Origin of the sequence: Alteromonas sp. W364 (assembly GCF_031846205.1) — a bacterium.
Classification (GTDB): Bacteria; Pseudomonadota; Gammaproteobacteria; order Enterobacterales; family Alteromonadaceae; genus Glaciecola; species Glaciecola blandensis.
The window spans coordinates 182,332-201,260 of record NZ_JAVRID010000001.1; the positions used below are offsets into that span (position 1 = coordinate 182,332).

Below are 18,929 nucleotides of genomic sequence, written 5' to 3' on the forward strand. Positions count from 1 at the left end.
GCTGAGAATGATGTCTTTTGAAACGACGCCAGATATAGGCGTTTTGCAAGACTATGTACAAAGTGTGGGCTTAGACTTAGGTGAGCTGCGTAAAATTGAGAAATTTTCGGGCGGCCAAAGTAACCCAACATTCAAATTAACGACGTCTGAAGGGACATTTGTTTTGAGGCGACAGCCTTTAGGCAAACTACTAAAATCTGCGCACGCTGTGGATCGAGAGTATCGTATTATTGCGGCGCTTCAAACTACGGCTGTGCCAGTACCAAGGGCGATCCATTTATGCTCTGACCCGCAGGTTATCGGTAGCCAGTTTTATCTCATGTCATTTATTGATGGCGATATTTATTGGGATGCTAGCTTGAAAAAGCTAGGAACGGATAATGCGGCAAGAGCGACCATTTATGATCAGATGAACTTAGCCTTGAGCGAGCTTCATCAGGTTAATCCCGAAAAAGTCGGGTTGAGCGATTTTGGCAAACCAGGTAACTATTTTGCGAGGCAACTTGACCGCTGGACGAAGCAGTATTATGCGTCTAAAACCGAAGAAAATTCAGATGCAGATCAACTCATTCAGTGGCTTAACGAAAACTTAGTCCCAGATGATGGAAAAACAGCGATTGTACATGGAGATTTCCGACTCGATAACATGGTGTTTGATAATAATACCCATTCATTAATTGCCATCTTGGATTGGGAGCTCTCAACACTCGGTCATCCTTATGCTGATCTTGCTTACCAATGTATGCAGCTTCGCCTTCCTGCTAATATGGGTAACGTGCCTGGTTTAGGCGGTGTTAATCGAGCTGAGCTTGGCATAATGAGCGAAAAAGAATACCTTGAAAAATACTGCGAAAGAATGGGAATTGCTGATATTCCGAATTGGCAGTTTTACATTGTGTTTAGTTTCTTTAGACTGTTCTCTATCGTTCAAGGGGTAGTGAAAAGAGCAAAGGATGGCAATGCGTCAAATCCAAAAGCCTTGGAACTAGAAGCATTGTTGAAGCCGTTATCTCAATTAGCGCTAAGCGCAACAAAAGAAGGGAACTAATATGAAAGCGATTGTTTGTAAAGAATTTGCGCCAGTAGAACAGTTGGAGTTTACCGATGTACCAGCACCTAGCGCAGAGAAAGGGCAGGTTGTCATCAATGTAGCGGCAGCCGGCGTTAACTTTCCTGACAGTTTACTCGTTCAGGGTTTGTATCAAATGAAACCTGAGCTACCTTTTATTCCGGGTAGTGAGGTTGCAGGAACCGTAGCCGAAGTAGGTGAAGGCGTTCCGCACTTGAAAGTAGGACAAAATGTTATCGGGCTTTGTATGTTAGGCGGCTATGCGGAACAAGTTGCTTTGCCTGCCTCTCATACGATACCCATTCCAGATGGTATACCCTTGGACGAGGCATCAGCCCTCGTGACTGCCCACGCAACAGCCCACCACGCTTTGAAGCAACGTGCACAACTTAGCGCTGATGATGTACTCGTGGTAACAGGTGCTGCTGGTGGCACTGGCTTGGCAGCTGTCCAAATTGGGAAGATCATGGGAGCGAAGGTGATTGCTGTTTGTTCAACGGATGACAAGTGTGAAGTAGCCAAACAAAATGGTGCCGATATTTGCATCAACTATAGTAATGAAGATTTGAAAGCAACCATAAAAGAGCACACGAATGGCAAGGGCGCTGACGTGGTTTATGAATGTGTCGGCGGTGATATGTTTCATACCTGCAGTCGCAGTATGGCATGGAATGGTCGATTACTCGTGATTGGTTTTGCAGGGGGAGAGATTCCAAAATTCCCAGTGAATTTAGCATTGGTTAAAGGATTTGCAGTACTTGGCGTATTCTGGGGTTCCTTCACTCAGCATCAACCACAGGACTTCATGGCAAATATGAAAGAGTTACTGACATGGTATGTTCAGGGTAAGATTAAAGTGGTTGTTGATGAACGCTTTTCATTAGAAAACGCTATTGCAGCTATCAATAAAGTGACGGATAGAAAAGTGAAGGGGAAAGTGGTCATTAAGCCATAGATGACTATTATTTAGAAATAACTAGAAATAAAAAAGGTGACTCGTTAGAGTCACCTTAAAGGCAAAGTTTCCTCCGCCTACCATGTTGAACTGGTTTTCAATATGGTTTGAAAAGTCTTAGATTCGGTCTAGGAGCGCAACAGCAATTGCACTATCACCTTTACCTTGTTCATCTATCCACGCTTGTAATGTTTTGCCATCTTCTTCAGGAGCAGCAAGGTGCTTTTTAGGCATTTTCTTCACTAATAAAGTACCTGCTTCAACTGCGTCGTTCAAAACTGCAGTGCGGATCATACTATTACCATTGCATTTAACGCCGGTATAATAGTCTTTCAGTTTAAGTCTAAAGTTAGAACTCACTGTTTTGATTTTCTTACGTAACTCACTTTTATCGTCAGCGACAACAATGTTACAAATGTTTGAAAGTGCGGCAGCAACTTCATTGGCTTGACTTGGCGCAGAAGCGAAAGTCAAAGGTAATACAGCAGCTAGAACACATAATTTCGTTTTCAACATGATAATTACACCTTGGTTTGTTTGGACGAGTTGAATATTAAACAGCCCGAGGATAATGTTCATTAATTGCGCGAATACAAAGGTATTTTATGAAATACCAAAAAATCAGGTCAATATTTTTATTTTTTAATTAAATCATGGGTTTATGTGTTCTGGTTTTTTTGCTACTAAGGTCGTATAAATTCGCTTGAAAGCTCTGTAGGCCTACCAGGACGTGACTCCACCATCTACGGCAATAGTTTGTCCATTCATATACGTATTGCCTGGGGAGAGCATGAGTATCATGACATTCACCATTTCCTGAGGGTCACCCAGCCTTTTCATCGGAGTACCTTTTGCTAGAGTCGCTCTAACTTCCTCATTGTCGAGTCCCTCTACATCCATAATATTAGTTGGGCTAAAAAACGGGCAAATTGCATTAGTCTGAATATTATATCTACCATATTCGACAGCGGCCGTTTTGGTAAGACCAGCAACTGCATGTTTGGCTGCCACGTATGCACCAGCTTTTGGCGCGCCGCCTAAACCTGCAAGAGAACTTACATTCAGTATATGTCCGCGGCCTGCTTTCAACATTGCTGGTATTTGATACTTCATACCAAAAGCCACACCTTTAACGTTGACAGCAAACTGTTGGTCGAATATTTCCTCAGTAAGTTCATGACTAGCAGCCATTTTATGAGCGATACCAGCATTGTTAATTGCCATGTCCAATGAGCCAAACCTTTTCAATGCGATCGCAACAAGCTCCTTCGCACTTTCTTCTTTGGCTACATCTGAACATACAATGGTAGCTAGCTCTGGACGCTCGAGTAAATTCAGCGTTTCTTCCAAGCCTGTCTGATTAATATCACTTAACACTAACTGACACGAACGTTTATTAAGTGCTTGCGCTAAGAGTCGCCCAAAGCCATTGGCGGCACCAGTAATAATTGCTGTTTTATTGGTAAAATCTAGTAGACTATCCATTCTTTGTTCCTCTATTTTCTTCATAAAATGCTAACGCGGCAGTCATGAGCTCTTCGCCAACGTCTTCTTGTAAAAAATGACCGCCACCTTTTAATATTTTGTGACACTGTTGGTGACATCCTGGTACTTTTTTCTGAAATATTTTTTCTGCACCGGCAGTGATAGGGTCTGAATCTCCAAACACAGTCAAAAACGGTTTTTCAAATACTTCTAACACCTTCCATGCCTTTCTGTTGTTTTCAGTTTCGGGATTATCCGAACTTATGGGTACTAGCAAGGGAAATTTGCGCACACCAGCCTTGTGCTTTTCCGTTGGAAATGGCGCATTGTAGGCATTGATAGTATCTTTGGGTAGCTCGGTTACAGTTGCTTTTTGGAGTACATCACCTACGGGAAATATTGGCACAGTCTGACTGAAATGTTGCCATTGTTTGAAAGCGTCATTAGCGCCTTGATCACCTGTTGGCAAAAAGGTGTTAGCAGCAACGACAGATGAGTACTTATCCGGTTGCTCTGCGACTAGGCGCAAGCCTAATAAGCCGCCCCAGTCTTGGCATATTAAATTTATCTCTTCTAGTGCAAGCGAGCTGATTAGTGACCTCAGCCAAGCCAGATGATTTGCATAGGTATAGTAATCTGGGTCAATGGGCTTATCAGATTTTCCAAACCCAATGAGATCTGGCGCTATTACCCGATAACCCTGAGCAACTGCCATATTTATCATTTCCCGATACAAGAAACTCCAACTAGGCTCACCGTGCAACATCAGAATGATGCCTTTTGATGTTTCACGGGGTCTGAGATCCACATAATGCATTCTCATCCCAGATTTAGCATCAATAACATGGTGGTTTTCTGGGAAGGTATAATTCGGGATTGCCTCAAAGCAATTCGCAGGTGTGCGCAGATATTCCATTAAAATTCCTTTGTCATTGTCATATCGTTAAAACGATGACCTCAGTCTACGTTGTTTACTTAGCTCTCGCTGATCTCATATTCTACGTTAATTGATATGTTAAAGAATTGTTGCATCTCATTAAGTATATGCTCTGGTGGGGAGTTTGAGTATTTTTTATGTAAATAGTTATCTATTTATTACACAACAGCTATCGGCTAATGACGCAATTAATAAGGCGCATTATTCCGAAGAATCAAGCACGAGCATCTATTACAGTGAAAATCAGCCAAACTTATTTCAACTTATAAAATCAATAAAGTGGGCTGATTGGGACCTTTATCTTAATCTGGACAGTATGCATAAAACGAATGATTATTTTGGGAGTGAATTATGTCACAGGATGCAAAAGAGTTTGGACCGATTAGCTATCACACGCAGGGCGATGTCGCTCTTATAGGTTTGAATAGTGCACCGGTAAATGCCTTGTCTAAAGCAGTGCGTATTGGTGTGATTGACAGCGTAAATGAAGCATTAGCAAATGACAGCGTTAGTGCGATTGTGCTGTATTCAAAGCTCCCTTTATTTTCAGCTGGTGCTGACATCTCTGAGTTTAGTGGCGGTGACTTATCACCGATGCTGCCAGAGGTGCTCGAGATTATTGAGCAGGCTAGCAAACCGGTGGTTGCTGCTGTAACTGGCAACGCATTTGGCGGAGGCTTGGAGTTAGCGTTGGCTTGCCACTACAGGGTGACACATAGCAAAAATAAAGTCGGTTTGCCTGAAGTACACTTGGGTATTTTACCTGGCGCTGGCGGTACTCAACGCTTGCCTCGTTTAGCCGACGCGAAAACAGCCTTAGACATGATCGTGACAGGTGCGCCTACTAGTGTCGTGAAATTAGGCGGTGTATTCGATCATGTGGTTGATGCTCCTGAGGAAACTGTAGAAGCCGCTATTGAATTCGCGAACAAAGTGGTTGCCGATAAGCTACCAATTAAACGAGTGTGTGATATCAACTTGAGCTTTGATGAACAAACTAAAGGGCTCTTTACAGCATATGCGGAGGGGGTTGCTGCTAAAACACGCGGGTTTTTCGCTCCAGGTCATTGTGTAAAAGCGGTTGAAGCCGCATTTACGCATTCTTTTAAAGATGGCTTAAGCCGAGAGTCCGAGCTTTTCATGGAGTGTATGAAAACGCCTCAAGCAAGAGCGCAGCAACATTTCTTTTTTGCTGAACGTGCCGCTTCTCATGTGTCAGGTTTGAGCAAAGATGTGAAGCCAAGATCAATTGATAAAGTAGGTGTTATTGGTGCTGGGACGATGGGGGGGGGGATCGCAATGAATTTTGCGAACGCCGGCATCCCAGTCGTTATGTTAGAAATGAAACAAGAGGCACTCGATAAGGGCTTAGCGTTAATTCGTCGCAATTACGAAAACTCAGCGAAAAAAGGTAAGCTTACCCAAGCGCAAGTAGAAGAGCGAATGGCTTTACTCTCTGGGACCACTGACTATGATTCGCTTGCAGACGTCGATTTAGTTATCGAAGCAGTGTTCGAAAAAATGTCGGTGAAAAAGGAAGTGTTTGGTGCACTCGATAAAGTATGTAAGCCAGGTGCTATTCTCGCTTCTAATACATCTACCCTCGACTTGAATGAAATAGCCTCTGCAGTTTCGCGACCGCAGGATGTTATTGGTCTGCATTTCTTTTCGCCAGCCAACGTGATGAAGTTGTTAGAAATCGTCAAAGGCGAAAAGACAGCAGATGATGTGATTTTAACTTCTATGAAGTTAGCTAAAACGATTCGTAAGGTCGGTGTTTTAGTTGGTGTTTGTTTCGGTTTCGTGGGGAATAGAATGATAGAACCCTATGGCCGTGAAGCAAATCGCTTGATGCTAGAAGGCGCAAGTCCAGAGCAAGTAGACAGAGTCATCGGCAAGTTTGGTTTGCCCATGGGCCCGTTCACTATGGGCGATATGGCCGGCCTTGATATCGGTTACTTTGTTCGTGAGTCACGCCGAGAATTTATCGCTCACGATCCAAGCTATTGTGTGGTTGCCGACAAGCTTGTGCAACAAGGTCGTAATGGCTTGAAGTCAGGACGAGGTGCCTATCTGTATGAACCAGGTAGCCGAAAGCCTATTCCTGATCCAGAGGTCATTGCTATTGCAAAAGAGGAAGCCGAGCGCTTAGGTATAAAGCAACGTGAAATCAGCGACCAAGAAATTCTTGAGCGTTGTATTTATCCTCTTATTAATGAAGGTGCGGACATATTGAAAGAAGGTATTGCTGCGAAGTCTAGTGATATCGATGTTATTTATGTATATGGCTATGGTTTCCCTGTTTTCCGCGGTGGACCGATGCAATATGCAGATGAAGTTGGTTTGTCTGAAGTGAGAGACCGTTTGAACTATTACAAAGAAAGTCTGGGAGAGTACGGCAAACATTGGTTTGAGCCGTCTGATTTATTGAACGAATTGGCTGATGCCGGAAAATCATTCTCATCAGTGAAATAAGAATTGAAACAATGAGTGATTTCACTCATCCGAAACAAAATTGAGGAAGTTATGCAAAATTATAAAGCCCCACAAAGAGATACTTTATTCGTGACAAACGAACTATTAGGTTTCGAAGAGCACTATCAAAGACTGGGTTTTGAAGATGCCACAGATGATCTTGTTAGAGCAATATATGCTGAAGCGGCAAAATTTGCAGAGAATATCTTGGCGCCGATTAATGCTGTTGGTGATGATGAAGGCTGTACCTTTAATGATGGTGAGGTAACTACTCCTACAGGCTTTAAAGAAGCGTATCGTCAATATGTAGAGGGTGGTTGGCCGTCAATGTCTCACCCAGTAGAGTTTGGTGGCCAAGGGCTTCCTTATTCATTATCTACCTCAATGGCTGAATGGTTCTCTGGCGCAAATCACAGTTGGGCTATGTACCCAGGTTTGAGTCAAGGTTGTATGGAAACTCTAAAAGCGCATGGTACGCCTGAGCAGAAAAAAGTTTACTTAGAGAAACTCGTAGAGGGCAGCTGGACCGGCACCATGTGTCTGACAGAACCGCACTGTGGTTCAGACCTTGGTATGTTGAAATGTAAGGCTGAACCAGCAGAAGATGGTACTTATAAGCTGACCGGTACTAAGATATTTATATCGGCTGGTGAGCATGACATGTCAGACAATATTGTACATATCGTACTTGCTCGCTTACCTGATGCACCGGCAGGCACAAAGGGCATTTCTTTGTTTATTGTACCTAAATATAATGTTGATGCAGATGGAAATATTACAGATCGTAACACGGTTAAATGTGGTTCAATTGAGCATAAAATGGGCATTAAAGGTAGCGCTACTTGTGTCATGAACTTTGATGCTGCAAACGCTATATTAATTGGTGAGCCTAACCGTGGTCTGAACTGTATGTTCGTGTTTATGAATATGGCACGTATCGGCACAGGTGTTGAAGGCTTATCTGCGACAGAAGCCGCTTTCCAAGGCGCGCTTACCTATGCGCAAGACCGTACTCAGTTTAGATCAATGTCAGGTGTTAAAAATCCTGATGGGCCAGCTGATCCGATAATCGTGCATCCAGATGTTAGACGTATGTTGCTTACACAAAAGGCATTGCGTGAGGGTAATAGAGCGTTATCGATTTACTGCATGCAGCTCGTTGATGTTAGTCAGCACGCAGCTGACGCTCAAGAGAAGCAAATGGCAGAAGCTAAGCTGGCTTTACTGACTCCAATTGTAAAAGCGTTTTTAACTGAAACAGCACAAGAAACCACTAGTTACGGTATGCAAGTATATGGTGGTCACGGTTATATCAAAGAGTGGGGCATGGAGCAGCTAGCGCGTGATACCCGTATTTGTACTATGTACGAAGGTACGACAGGTATCCAAGCAATTGATTTGTTAGCTCGTAAAATCATGGGTTCTAATGGTGAACTTCTTAAAGTGTTCACTGGTGAAATCAAAGAATACTGTGCATCGATTAGAGATAAACAACAGTTTGGACACTGGTCTAATGCGGTCGAGTCACATGTTGATGAGTGGCTTCAGATGACGCAAGACATTGGCTTATCAGCAGCTAATAACCCAGAAGAGCTGGGTGCAGCAGCGGTAGATTATCTAATGTATGCAGGCTATGTGACTGTGGGTTACTTCTGGTTGAAAATGGCAGTTGTGGCACAACAGAAGCTCGATGAAGGTACGACTGAAGTCGATTTTTATAATGCGAAGCTGCAAACTGCAAAGTTCTACTTTGACCGCATGCTAACGCGTACAAGATCACTAGTATCCGCTATCAGTTCAGGTTCTGAAAATCTTATGCAAATGGATGCAGAGCACTTTTTCCAAGGCTAGGTATTAAGTACACAAAAAAAGCCCGCTATGATGCGGGCTTTTTTGTTTAGTGATTATAGGTTTTTGCCACTTCTTGAATTTGTTCACGCATCCACATGTGAGCATAATCATGGTCGGCACTAACATGCCAATATAGAAAGTACTCAAGTTTCGGTAGCTCGAAGGGCATCTCATAGATCGCGAGATCATAATGTTTCGCCAAATGATAGGGTAGGCAGGCAATAAGATCGGTTTTCACAATTGCACTTGGTACCGTCAAAAAGTGCTGTCCACGCATGACCTCTTTTCTCTTCTTACCCATTTTGTCTAATTCGATGTCTATCGGACCAGCGCCTTTTTTACGGTGTGACACATTAATGTGGCCGAGCTTCAAGAATGTGTCGAGAGTTAAACCATTTTTCAATTCAGGGTGATTCTTGCGTGCCATTACGACAAAACGGTCCTCAGCGATTTTTTGCTTTAATAAATGAGGATCTGTAAAGGCAGACGCGTCTGCAAAGAAGTCGAGACTACCACTGGCCATTGCTGAAACTACATTTGTACGTGCTATTTCATAGTTTGTTAGCGTGATATTTGGCGCACAGCTTTGTAAACGTGACATTAGTCTTGGCATAATGCTCACCTCGAGTAAGTCTCGGCTGGCAAAATTAAATGCTTTTTGCGCTGTACTGGGATCAAATACGTGAGACTCCTGTACACTTTTCCGCAATAATCCTAAAGCCTCACGTGCAGGCCCTATAATATTTTGCGCAACGGGCGTTGGGGTCATACTGTGACCGGTTCTGACGAATAAAGGATCGTTCAACATTTCTCTCAATCTAGCTAAAGAGTTGCTGACAGCGGGTTGTGTAATACAAAGTACATCTGCCGCTTTGGTAAGACTTCCCGCAGTATAAATAGCATCAAATACAGCGAAAAGGTTAAGATCGATACGATTTAAATTCATCTTATAATTTCTTCCTATGTCACGTTATTGTTATTATCAATTCGACAATTAAGTCGAGATGAATCATTAATAGCAATGATAGTATAATTAGAAATCAATTCAATTTAATAATAAAAAAAGGATCGTTATGGAGTTTTCACAATTGACTATTGGGGACAAATTACCCAATTCCGAGTGGTTCACGGTGGATCAAGCAAAGATCAACGAGTTTGCTGATGCAACAGAGGATCACCAATGGATACATATAGACGAAAAGCGATGCCGAGAGGAAAGCCCTTTTGGCATGACTATCGCTCATGGTTTTTTATCTGCATCGCTGATGCCAAAAATGTTTGAACAGGTAATTACCGTTGATCCGAAAAAGAATACGATGCTCAATTATGGTATCGATACGCTTCGGTTTTTAGAGCCAGTGCGAGTAAATGATCAATTGCAATATACTTTCGAGGTCAGTGATATTGAAGTGAAGCCAAGCGGGAAGTTATTTAAGGTAGCGGTACAAGTTAATATAAAAGGGCGCGACAAACCAGCGATGATAGGCACTTTTCTTACCTTATTGCTCGGCGCATAGCATGTTGATAATGAAATTTCAGCATGTGGTCTGACCATCCTAACTATTAATGGTTACATATAAGTAACAATTTATTTACAAATGGGCCATCTCCACCTACTATCAGTGTAGGCTATACGATTGGTATAGCCGCACACTAACAGATGATAATAATATTCCGCGTTGTTGGATGGATTTCAAGAATGACGGAGTTTTGGGGACCAATATGAAATTTACTGCTAAAAAGACAGCAATTGCTGCCTTTGTTGCTTCACAGTTATTCGCATATCCAACGATTGCACTCGCACAAGACGCTGAAGAAGATGAAGCCAAAGAAGTTGAACTAATTCTCGTTACTGGTAGCTTCGTCCGTCGCAGCGAAAACTTCGACTCACCATCGCCACTTGCGGTTGTTGATAGTCAAGCTATTGATGCTATCGGTGCGAAAAACATTGGTGATATAACACAAACCTTAACCATCAACACCGGAGCTGAAAATACGCCTGATGCATTTACTCAAAATGCAACGGCTGGAACGTCTAATATCAACTTGCGTGGTTTAGGAGTTGCATCAACGCTAGTGTTGCTCAATAACAAACGTCAAGTAGTTAATTCTCAGCCTAACAATGGTGGAGTGAATTTCGTCGATACCAGTTCACTGGTCCCTATGATAGCAATAGGACGCATGGAAGTTGTAAAAGATGGTGCCTCAGCATTATATGGTTCTGATGCCGTCGCTGGTGTGGTCAACTTTATTACTAAAAAGAATTACGAGGGCGCATCTGTATCACTTGATTACCAAGATGGTGCTCACGGCAACAATAAAGAATATGTAGTACAAGGTCTTTGGGGGGCTGTTGGTGATGACAGTAGCGTAATGGCTGCTTTAAGTTACACAAACCGTTCTCCGTTGTTTACCGGCGACCGACGATTGAGTCGACCTCAAGACGATACGAGTTCATTAGGTAACCCTGGTTCATTCTTTATTGGGGGAACGCCAATTATCGATCCTGGCTGCAGTAATTTCGGAGGCTCGCCTATATTACTGGCACCAGCCGGAGTTGGTCCTGGTGGCACAGATGTTGGATTCTGTGGTTTTGATTTCGGTTCAACTTATTCTTTTGTACCAGATGAAACGAGAGTAAATGCCTATTTTAAAAGTACATATAGCGTAAGTGATGAAATTGAGTGGATCAGTGAAATCAGTTATGCGAGGAACAGAGCTGAGCGAGGCGGTTCGCCAAGTTTCCCAATACTAACATTGCCAACAGTTCCAGCAGATCACCCTGATAATTTCTTTGGATTCCCTGTCCAGTTTTTCGGTCGTGAATTGGGTACTGGTCAACCTGGTGATCCGGCTCGTACAGAATCGGATACCTTTAGATTTAGCACGATGCTTCAAGGTGAGCTTGATGATGGCTTTTGGGAAGTAAGTTACACCGCGGCACGTAATGATTTTTATTTTACTGTTAGAGATACGCTCGCACAGCAATTCCAAAACGCCCTTCGCGGTTTCGGTGGTGTGAACTGTGATCCAGTGACAGGTACCCCTGGTGTTGGTGGTTGTGAATATTTCAATCCATTTTCTACGTCTTATGTAACACCGAACAGTCAAACCGTTATTGACTCGTTTACCGCTCGTCAAGAAATTGATTCTGAATCGAACTTAGAGGTAGTTGAAGGCTTTATCTCCACTGAACTATTTGAAATGGATGGTGGTGCAGCGGGTGTTGCTTTTGGTGCGCAATATCGCTATCAAGATCTGAAGCAAGATTATGATGACCTTTCAAACCAAGACAGGTTTGCATTTGTTATTGGTAATGCAGATGTCTCGGGTAAGCAAGATGTGGTCGCATTATTTGGTGAAATCGCCATGCCTGTTACCGATGATTTAGATATACAGATTGCCCTACGTTATGAAGACTACGGCGGCACTACTGGCGACACAGTCGACCCGAAGTTGGCTGTTTCTTATCGTGCAAGTGACCAATTGTCATTACGTGGTTCAATATCAACGTCTTTCCGTGCGCCTTCAATCTTCCAAAGAGATGGTGGTGCAACGTCATTGAATCAAATGGTTGATCCTTTGACGGGTGCGGCAGCATTTGCCGCGGCAAGAGCAACTGGGAACGAAGAGTTGGTTCCAGAAGAGTCAACAGCTTATAACTTGGGCTTTTCACTTGAGCCAGTTGACGATTTATCAGTTGAGTTAGATTATTGGAGTTTCGAATTCGAAAACCTCATTATTCAGGAGAGTTTCCAAGCTATTTTGAATGCTAACCCTCAAGATACAACGCGCGTTATTCGTGCAGGTGACCCATTGAACGGTCCACTTTTACAGGTAAATACCACTTATGTGAACGCAAGTTCGCTTGAAACATCTGGCCTTGACCTAGTGACTAGCTATAAGATGGAGACAGACGTAGGTACCTTTACACCGAGCGTGAGTGCAACTTATATAATGGCATATGACCTAGTTGATCCTCAAGCAGGTGACGTTGAAGGTGCTGGTTTGAGAAACTTTAACAACATCGGTACATCCAGTCCTGAACTGCGTTTCAATTTAGGACTTAACTGGAAAACCGAAGGGTACTCAGCAAATATATTTGCTCGTTACATCAGTGCATACGATGACGATCAAAACTTGCTAGACGCTACCAATGCTGCACTTGGTTTCCGAGAAGTTGATGCGCATACCACATTTGATGCACAGTTTAACGTAGACCTGGGTCGTTTAATGGATACAGAAGCTAATTACGTGCTGACAATTGGTGGTATTAACATTACTGACCAAGATCCACCTCAGGTGTTTACAAATGCTGGATTTGACTCAAAAGTTCATGACCCTCGCGGTCGTCAAATCTACGCAAGACTTGCTATGCAGTTTTAATTTGTAGAACTTGCCAAGTAAAAAACCCAGCATATCGCTGGGTTTTTTTTATGAACAAGAAAAGTGTAAACGCATTAGCAATCTTCAGTCACGACAGTTACTGTGCAGTTTGGCGTAGCAAAAGAGTCATAAATGATATAACAACCCTGAGTTAGCGGCACTCCACTTACAGGCACATCATATCCCAATAAAGTGTATTGATTGTCGATTCGGGTGCTAATGTCACTCGTTAACGATTCATTCATAAAGTCTAACAAGCGTAAATCATCTCCAAACTCACCAATACTCTCAGGGCAAAGCGTGTTGAACATAACTTCTGTTGTGCCAAAACCAAAATCAACGATGTACCCAGACTGTCCTGAGCCAGGGTTATTGGTAACAGGGCGCAGGCCTTGCGCTCTTGCTTTGTTTTGTACAAGAGTGATTGTCGATCTCATCTGTGTTGCTATCCCGTTTAACGTAGCTATTCGAGCATCAGATGAAAAGTCACCAAAACGAGGCAGAGCGATAACCGCCAGTATACCCAATAGTACGATGACAATGATGAGTTCGATTAAAGTAAATCCGTCAACACGTTTAGTTTGCAATTTCACTCGAGTATTTTCCTTATTGTTTATGTCTCATCCATGAGTCGCTTGGACGTTCGCAAATGATGAGGGTCGACAAATTATCAATGTTTTTATTAATGCGGCAAGTATTTATTCAGAAACGTAGGCAAGTCTTTCGCTGGAAGAGGCTTCGACCACAAATATCCTTGTCCCTTTTTGCAAGATAGGGACTGCAGTTTTGCCAGTGTTTCAGCATCCTCGATACCCTCAGCGACAACTTCTAAGCCTAAGTTTTTCGCTAATTCGATAATGGCAGAAACGAGGAGCTCATTATCATGAGATGTACAAATATTGGTCACAAAAGAGCGATCTATTTTTAAGCGGCTCGCTTTAAACTCTCTTAAGTAGGCTAGGTTTGAGTATCCAGTGCCAAAGTCATCAATCGCAATAGTACAACCTTGCATTGTCAACATGTGTAATTGTTTCTGAATTTGTTCTGTTTCATCGATAAGTAATGATTCTGTTAGCTCAAATTCAAGCGCTTCCCCCAGAAGTCCTGACTGAGCTAGCGCTTCTTGTACTATCCTATTTAATTGACCATCTTTAAACTGCATAACAGATAAATTGACGGAGACTCTCAGGTCAGTAAATCCGCTGGCTCGCATCGACGCACAATACCGACAGGCTTCTTCTATGACCCATTTTCCTAAATCATTAATTGCACCACAGGTTTCTGCCAGTGGGATGAACTTATCTGGAGGAATAAAGCTACCATCTGCTTGTGGCCATCTTAGCAATGCCTCCACTGAAATGACTTTTGCGTTAGTCATATCTATGATGGGTTGATAATAAAGTTCAAAATCTTGGTTTTTTACAGCCGGTCTAATTTGCTGTAAGAGGCTAAATTTATCATCACTCGCCTGTTCTAAGCTCTCTTCATAAAAGTGGAAGGTGCTGCGACCATCTTTTTTCGCTCGATACATTGCAATATCGGCTTTTCTACAAAGCTGCTTAAAGTCATCGCCGTGTTCAGGACTTGATGCAATGCCGATTGATGCTGAAAGCACTAATCTGGTTTGCTTGACTTCGAAACCTTTAGTGCACTCGTTGATCACGGTGACAGCGAGTAACTCTAATTCACTCTTGTCCTCATAGGGCGATATGATCAAGAACTCATCACCACCGAACCTCACTAGGTGCTGAGTATTAGCTAACATTTCACGTAGACGCTTGCTCAATTTAACCAGCAGAGTATCGCCAGCTTCATGTCCAAGTGCATCGTTAACTGGCTTAAAGTTATCTAGGTCAATAAAGAGAATGCCTAGGTTAACATTTTTAGATTGGCTTGCTGCGAGTGATTGCTCGAATAAGATCTGCCCATAACTTCTATTTGGCAGACCGGTCAGAGAGTCGTGATGCGCTAAATGTTGTATTTGATTACGGCTCTCTTCCACTTTGTGGTTTTCTGTTTGGAGCCATCGCATCAAGCGTTTTATGTCGTTAACTAAGATGTAAACACTGAAGCCAATGACGATAAAAATAACTAGTATAAATGTGAGGTGAATCCAACTTAAGACAGGAACGTTTGGTGTAATAATCGCTTCCATCGTCATGTAGGTCAATGCTAAACACTGCAATATGATGACGCTTAGCATACTTAAAAAGAGAACTACGCCGCCTAATATCGCTGAGAAAATCAATAGGCCAGGATAGCCTAGAATAGCAAGATCGAATAAACCAGCACCAGTTAATGCGAAAGAAAACAACATTAACGACATGGAGGCGAGTAATACAGACGCTGATGAGAGGGTGAAATTCTTGTACGCTAGACCAAAAGCAAGTACAAGGAATGATAAACCTGCAGCGAAAATCCAAAAAGTGACGCCTCTAGCGACTAAAAGTGAGGCGAGCAAACCCAGAGCTGTTGCAGCACATATCTGCATTAACCTGTGTCTTCGTATCTTCCTTAGTACATCTGTTTCGACAAAGTCCTTCTGCGCTTCTTTGAAAGTGCTATTTTGTTCGGACATTCTTTACCATTGGTGGGTATTGCGACTCAAAGCAGCCTTATGTTTCTACACATAAAGTCCTAAAGTTTTTGTATACAAGTTCTATATCGAACCAGCACGCCCTAAACTGTACCCCTGATTTGCACAGGTGTAAATTTAGATAAAAAAAAAGACTCATCAAATGATGAGTCTTTTTTATGTGGTTGCGGGAGCAGGATTTGAACCTACGACCTTCGGGTTATGAGCCCGACGAGCTACCAGACTGCTCCATCCCGCGATTGTTCTGGTTTGTGACGACTTGGCCGTCTCAAGTGGTGCGTATTATACATAGCAAAAACTGCTTGGCAACCATAGTTTTCAACTTTTAGTAAAAAAACTCATAAGCGTTGAAACTATAAACAAATTGACTGAATTACGTACGAATTAAAACGATTTTGTGCGACCAACTAGGAAAACAATTCCATTTTAGTTGCCAGTTTGAAGTCAAGTTCACTGATCCCACCAACATCATGTGTGGTTAATTCAATCTCTACCTTGTTATAAACATTAAACCATTCAGGGTGGTGGTTTAACTTTTCTGCCCATATCGCTATTTGGCTCATCCAACCGAAGGCGCGAATGAAACTCTTAAACTTAAAGGTTTTGCACAACTTGTCTTCCTTTATCTGCCACTTTTGCCCATCTTCTAACTCTCTATTCAATTCTGTTAGGGCATCGTCTATTTGTTCTATCGAATATTTTTCTGGCATTGGCATCTCCTGTGTAGTGTGTTTGTTGTATTATTTGTTAGTTGATTTAATTGCTTTTATATAGGTTTAGCATGGCTTAAAAAAAATGCGAATGAAAGTGAGTTAATGACTTTGTGACCTATTCCTTGTTCAGATTAGGTTACGAACACTTATATTTGCGTCTGCAGCTCAACAGCGTTATACTTTGCGCAAGTTTTTGGGACGGGCTCCCTGCATAGTGTTCTTAGATTGCCAGCATTTGATGTTGTTGATTGTTCATAAGGCCTAGGCAAAGTAGCGTTCAGGTCAAGCGTCTTGATAGGCTAAGGCTTATCGAGCAGACAGTTGTAGTTATTGTAAGCTCCGCTTGACCGGGGCTTTTTTGTATCTTGAGTTTGGTAAAAAACGCGAGAGAAAGTATGGGCTGTAAGCCCTTTTTTTGTTTTTGGAGTGTAGATTTGTCGCAACTAGAGCGAAAATTGACAGACATGTTAAACGCACCTGTCGAGGCCTTGGGCTTTGAGCTGGTTGGTGTTGAGTTTGTTAGAGCTGGAAAGCATTCTATTTTAAGAGTGTATATCGATCATGAAAATGGCATCGATGTAGATGACTGTGCAGATGTCAGTCATCAAGTAAGTGCTGTATTAGATGTTGAAGATCCGATTTCAACTGAATACAACTTGGAAGTTTCTTCTCCAGGTATGGATAGGCCTTTGTTTAAAGAAGCGCATTATGAATCAGTGGTAGGTGAAACTGTTTCTGTGAAGTTATCTATGCCACAAGATGGAAGACGAAACTTTAAAGGACTTTTACTAAAATGCGAAGATCAAAACATTTTAGTAAAAGTAGATAATGAAGAATTTTCCTTGGCCATTGCTAATATAGAAAAAGGCAATTTGGTCCCGAATTTTGATTAACTATTAGGGAGTGTTTGTTTCTTTATCGAAACATTCTGTGAGGCTTATAAGATGAGTAAAGAAATTTTGTTGGTGGCTGAAGCCGTATCTAATGAAAAGCAAGTGCCAAGAGAAAAGATTTTTGAAGCGTTAGAATTTGCATTAGCGAGCGCCACTAAAAAGAAGAACGAAGGCGAAATTGAAGTTCGAGTTGCTATAGACCGTGAAACAGGTGACTTTGACACCTTCCGTCGCTGGTTAGTGATAGAAGATGATCAAGAACAAGAGAACCCTTATGCAGAAATGACAATTTCTGCTGCGCAAATCGACGAACCAGAAATTCAGTTAGGTGATTTTGTAGAAGAACAGATTGAATCAATCGCGTTTGACCGCATCACGACGCAAACTGCTAAGCAAGTCATTGTTCAAAAAGTCCGTGAAGCGGAACGTGCGCAAATGATTGCGGAATACGAAGATCGCGTTGGTGAACTGGTAACTGGAACGGTTAAGAAAGTTAACCGTGATAACATTATTATTGATTTGGGTAATAATGCTGAAGGTGTTATTTACCGTGACGATATGATCCCTCGCGAAACGTTCCGTCCAGGCGATCGTGTTCGTGGATTGTTGTACGTTATTCGTCCAGAAGCACGCGGTGCACAGTTGTTTATCAGTCGTACTCACCCAGATATGTTGGTGGAGTTGTTTAGACTGGAAGTGCCAGAAATTGCGGAAGAAACCTTAGAAATTAAATCCGCAGCAAGAGATCCAGGCGCTCGCGCCAAGATCGCTGTAAAAACGAACGATAAACGCCTAGATCCTGTTGGTGCATGTGTTGGTATGCGTGGTTCACGCGTCCAAGCTGTTTCAGGTGAGCTTGGTGGTGAGCGTGTCGACATTGTCTTGTGGGACGAAAACCCTGCATCATTCGTCGTTAACGCAATGGCGCCAGCTGAAGTTGCATCTATCGTAGTTGATGAAGATTCAAAAACAATGGATGTAGCCGTTGAAGCTGATAATTTAGCTCAAGCAATCGGTAGAAGCGGTCAGAACGTTCGCCTTGCTAGTCAATTGACTGGTTGGGAACTTAACGTAATGACAGTTGAAGACTTGAATACGAAACACGAAGAAGAAAACGCGAAAGTACTTGGAGTATTTACGTCTGGTCTTGATATAGACGAAGACTTTGCTTCTGTATTAGTCGATGAAGGTTTTACTTCTTTAGAAGAAATAGCTTATGTACCTGTAAGTGAATTACTCGCAATTGACGGTTTAGATGAAGACACAGTTGAAGAGCTGCGTAATCGTGCAAAAGCGTGGTTAACTACCAGAGCGCTGGCGAACGAAGAGTCTTTAGAAGGTTCAGAACCTACTCAAGAGTTATTAGACCTTGAAGGGATGGACAGACACGTTGCATTTGTACTTGCTAGCAGAGGCGTGACCGATTTAGAAGGTCTTGCAGAGCAGGGTACAGATGAGATTAGCGATATTGAAGAACTAGACGAAGAAACCGCAGGAAAGCTTATCATGGCTGCGCGTAATATCGTTTGGTTTAATGAAGAATAGGTCAGCAGGGGGATAGTAAAGAAT

The 18,929-nt window shown here is 42.5% G+C and carries 15 protein-coding genes and 1 tRNA gene; 8 read left to right on the forward strand and 8 right to left on the reverse strand.

The features are described 5' to 3' along the window. The first annotated feature begins 10 nt into the window (after positions 1-10). Positions 11-1,048 (forward strand): phosphotransferase family protein, encoded by a 1,038-nt coding sequence (locus RM556_RS00755; RefSeq protein WP_311373790.1) that lies wholly within the window; start codon positions 11-13, stop codon positions 1,046-1,048. A gap of 1 nt (position 1,049) precedes the next feature. Then, a complete protein-coding gene (locus RM556_RS00760) occupies positions 1,050-2,024 on the forward strand; it encodes an NADPH:quinone oxidoreductase family protein (protein WP_311373627.1) in 975 nt (324 codons plus the stop codon). 117 nt (positions 2,025-2,141) lie between these two features. Here RM556_RS00760 and RM556_RS00765 read toward each other — a convergent pair whose 3' ends face one another. From RM556_RS00765 to RM556_RS00775, 3 genes are all read right to left on the reverse strand, one after another. Beyond that, on the reverse strand, positions 2,142-2,540 hold the full coding sequence (locus RM556_RS00765; protein ID WP_311360054.1) for a DUF3718 domain-containing protein: 399 nt from the start codon (positions 2,538-2,540) through the stop codon (positions 2,142-2,144). Positions 2,541-2,744: 204 nt separating this feature from the next. Continuing rightward, entirely contained in the window at positions 2,745-3,509 is a 765-nt protein-coding gene (locus tag RM556_RS00770; protein ID WP_311373628.1) for an SDR family oxidoreductase, read from the reverse strand. Beyond that, a complete protein-coding gene (locus RM556_RS00775; protein WP_311373629.1) occupies positions 3,502-4,425 on the reverse strand; it encodes a haloalkane dehalogenase in 924 nt (307 codons plus the stop codon). Before RM556_RS00775 ends, RM556_RS00770 begins: the two co-directional genes overlap by 8 nt. Positions 4,426-4,797: 372 nt before the next feature. Here RM556_RS00775 and RM556_RS00780 point away from each other — a divergent pair, with 372 nt between their 5' ends. Together RM556_RS00780 and RM556_RS00785 are read left to right on the forward strand one after the other, a co-directional pair. Then, positions 4,798-6,921, forward strand: a complete 2,124-nt coding sequence (locus RM556_RS00780) for a 3-hydroxyacyl-CoA dehydrogenase NAD-binding domain-containing protein (protein ID WP_311360057.1) — start codon at positions 4,798-4,800, stop codon at positions 6,919-6,921. A gap of 51 nt (positions 6,922-6,972) precedes the next feature. Beyond that, on the forward strand, positions 6,973-8,772 hold the full coding sequence (locus RM556_RS00785) for an acyl-CoA dehydrogenase C-terminal domain-containing protein (RefSeq protein WP_311360058.1): 1,800 nt from the start codon (positions 6,973-6,975) through the stop codon (positions 8,770-8,772). 46 nt (positions 8,773-8,818) lie between these two features. Here RM556_RS00785 and RM556_RS00790 read toward each other — a convergent pair whose 3' ends face one another. Further along, positions 8,819-9,718 (reverse strand): LysR family transcriptional regulator, encoded by a 900-nt coding sequence (locus tag RM556_RS00790; RefSeq protein WP_311360059.1) that lies wholly within the window; start codon positions 9,716-9,718, stop codon positions 8,819-8,821. A gap of 127 nt (positions 9,719-9,845) precedes the next feature. Between RM556_RS00790 and RM556_RS00795 the strand changes: the two genes are divergently transcribed. Beyond that, entirely contained in the window at positions 9,846-10,289 is a 444-nt protein-coding gene (locus tag RM556_RS00795; RefSeq protein WP_311360060.1) for a MaoC family dehydratase, read from the forward strand. A 205-nt stretch (positions 10,290-10,494) separates the two neighbouring features. Continuing rightward, positions 10,495-13,158: a TonB-dependent receptor domain-containing protein gene (locus RM556_RS00800; RefSeq protein ID WP_311373630.1), complete on the forward strand. Its 2,664-nt coding sequence runs from the start codon at positions 10,495-10,497 to the stop codon at positions 13,156-13,158. 74 nt (positions 13,159-13,232) lie between these two features. Here the strand turns inward: RM556_RS00800 and RM556_RS00805 are convergent, their stop codons facing one another. The 4 genes from RM556_RS00805 to RM556_RS00820 form a co-directional block, all read right to left on the reverse strand. Further along, positions 13,233-13,751, reverse strand: a complete 519-nt coding sequence (locus RM556_RS00805; protein WP_311373631.1) for a prepilin-type N-terminal cleavage/methylation domain-containing protein — start codon at positions 13,749-13,751, stop codon at positions 13,233-13,235. An 89-nt stretch (positions 13,752-13,840) separates the two neighbouring features. Then, a complete protein-coding gene (locus RM556_RS00810; protein ID WP_311360063.1) occupies positions 13,841-15,736 on the reverse strand; it encodes an EAL domain-containing protein in 1,896 nt (631 codons plus the stop codon). A gap of 179 nt (positions 15,737-15,915) precedes the next feature. Continuing rightward, positions 15,916-15,992: transfer RNA gene (locus RM556_RS00815), tRNA-Met, on the reverse strand. Positions 15,993-16,161: 169 nt separating this feature from the next. Next, positions 16,162-16,464 carry a 4a-hydroxytetrahydrobiopterin dehydratase gene (locus tag RM556_RS00820; RefSeq protein ID WP_311360064.1) on the reverse strand — a complete coding sequence of 101 codons (303 nt, stop codon included), beginning with the start codon at positions 16,462-16,464 and terminating at the stop codon, positions 16,162-16,164. Between the two features lie 437 nt (positions 16,465-16,901). Between RM556_RS00820 and rimP the strand changes: the two genes are divergently transcribed. Together rimP and nusA are read left to right on the forward strand one after the other, a co-directional pair. After that, on the forward strand, positions 16,902-17,360 hold the full coding sequence (gene rimP / locus RM556_RS00825) for a ribosome maturation factor RimP (RefSeq protein WP_311360065.1): 459 nt from the start codon (positions 16,902-16,904) through the stop codon (positions 17,358-17,360). A 51-nt stretch (positions 17,361-17,411) separates the two neighbouring features. After that, positions 17,412-18,905, forward strand: coding sequence for a transcription termination factor NusA (gene nusA / locus RM556_RS00830; RefSeq protein WP_311360066.1), 1,494 nt, complete (start codon positions 17,412-17,414; stop codon positions 18,903-18,905). Positions 18,906-18,929: the final 24 nt, after the last annotated feature.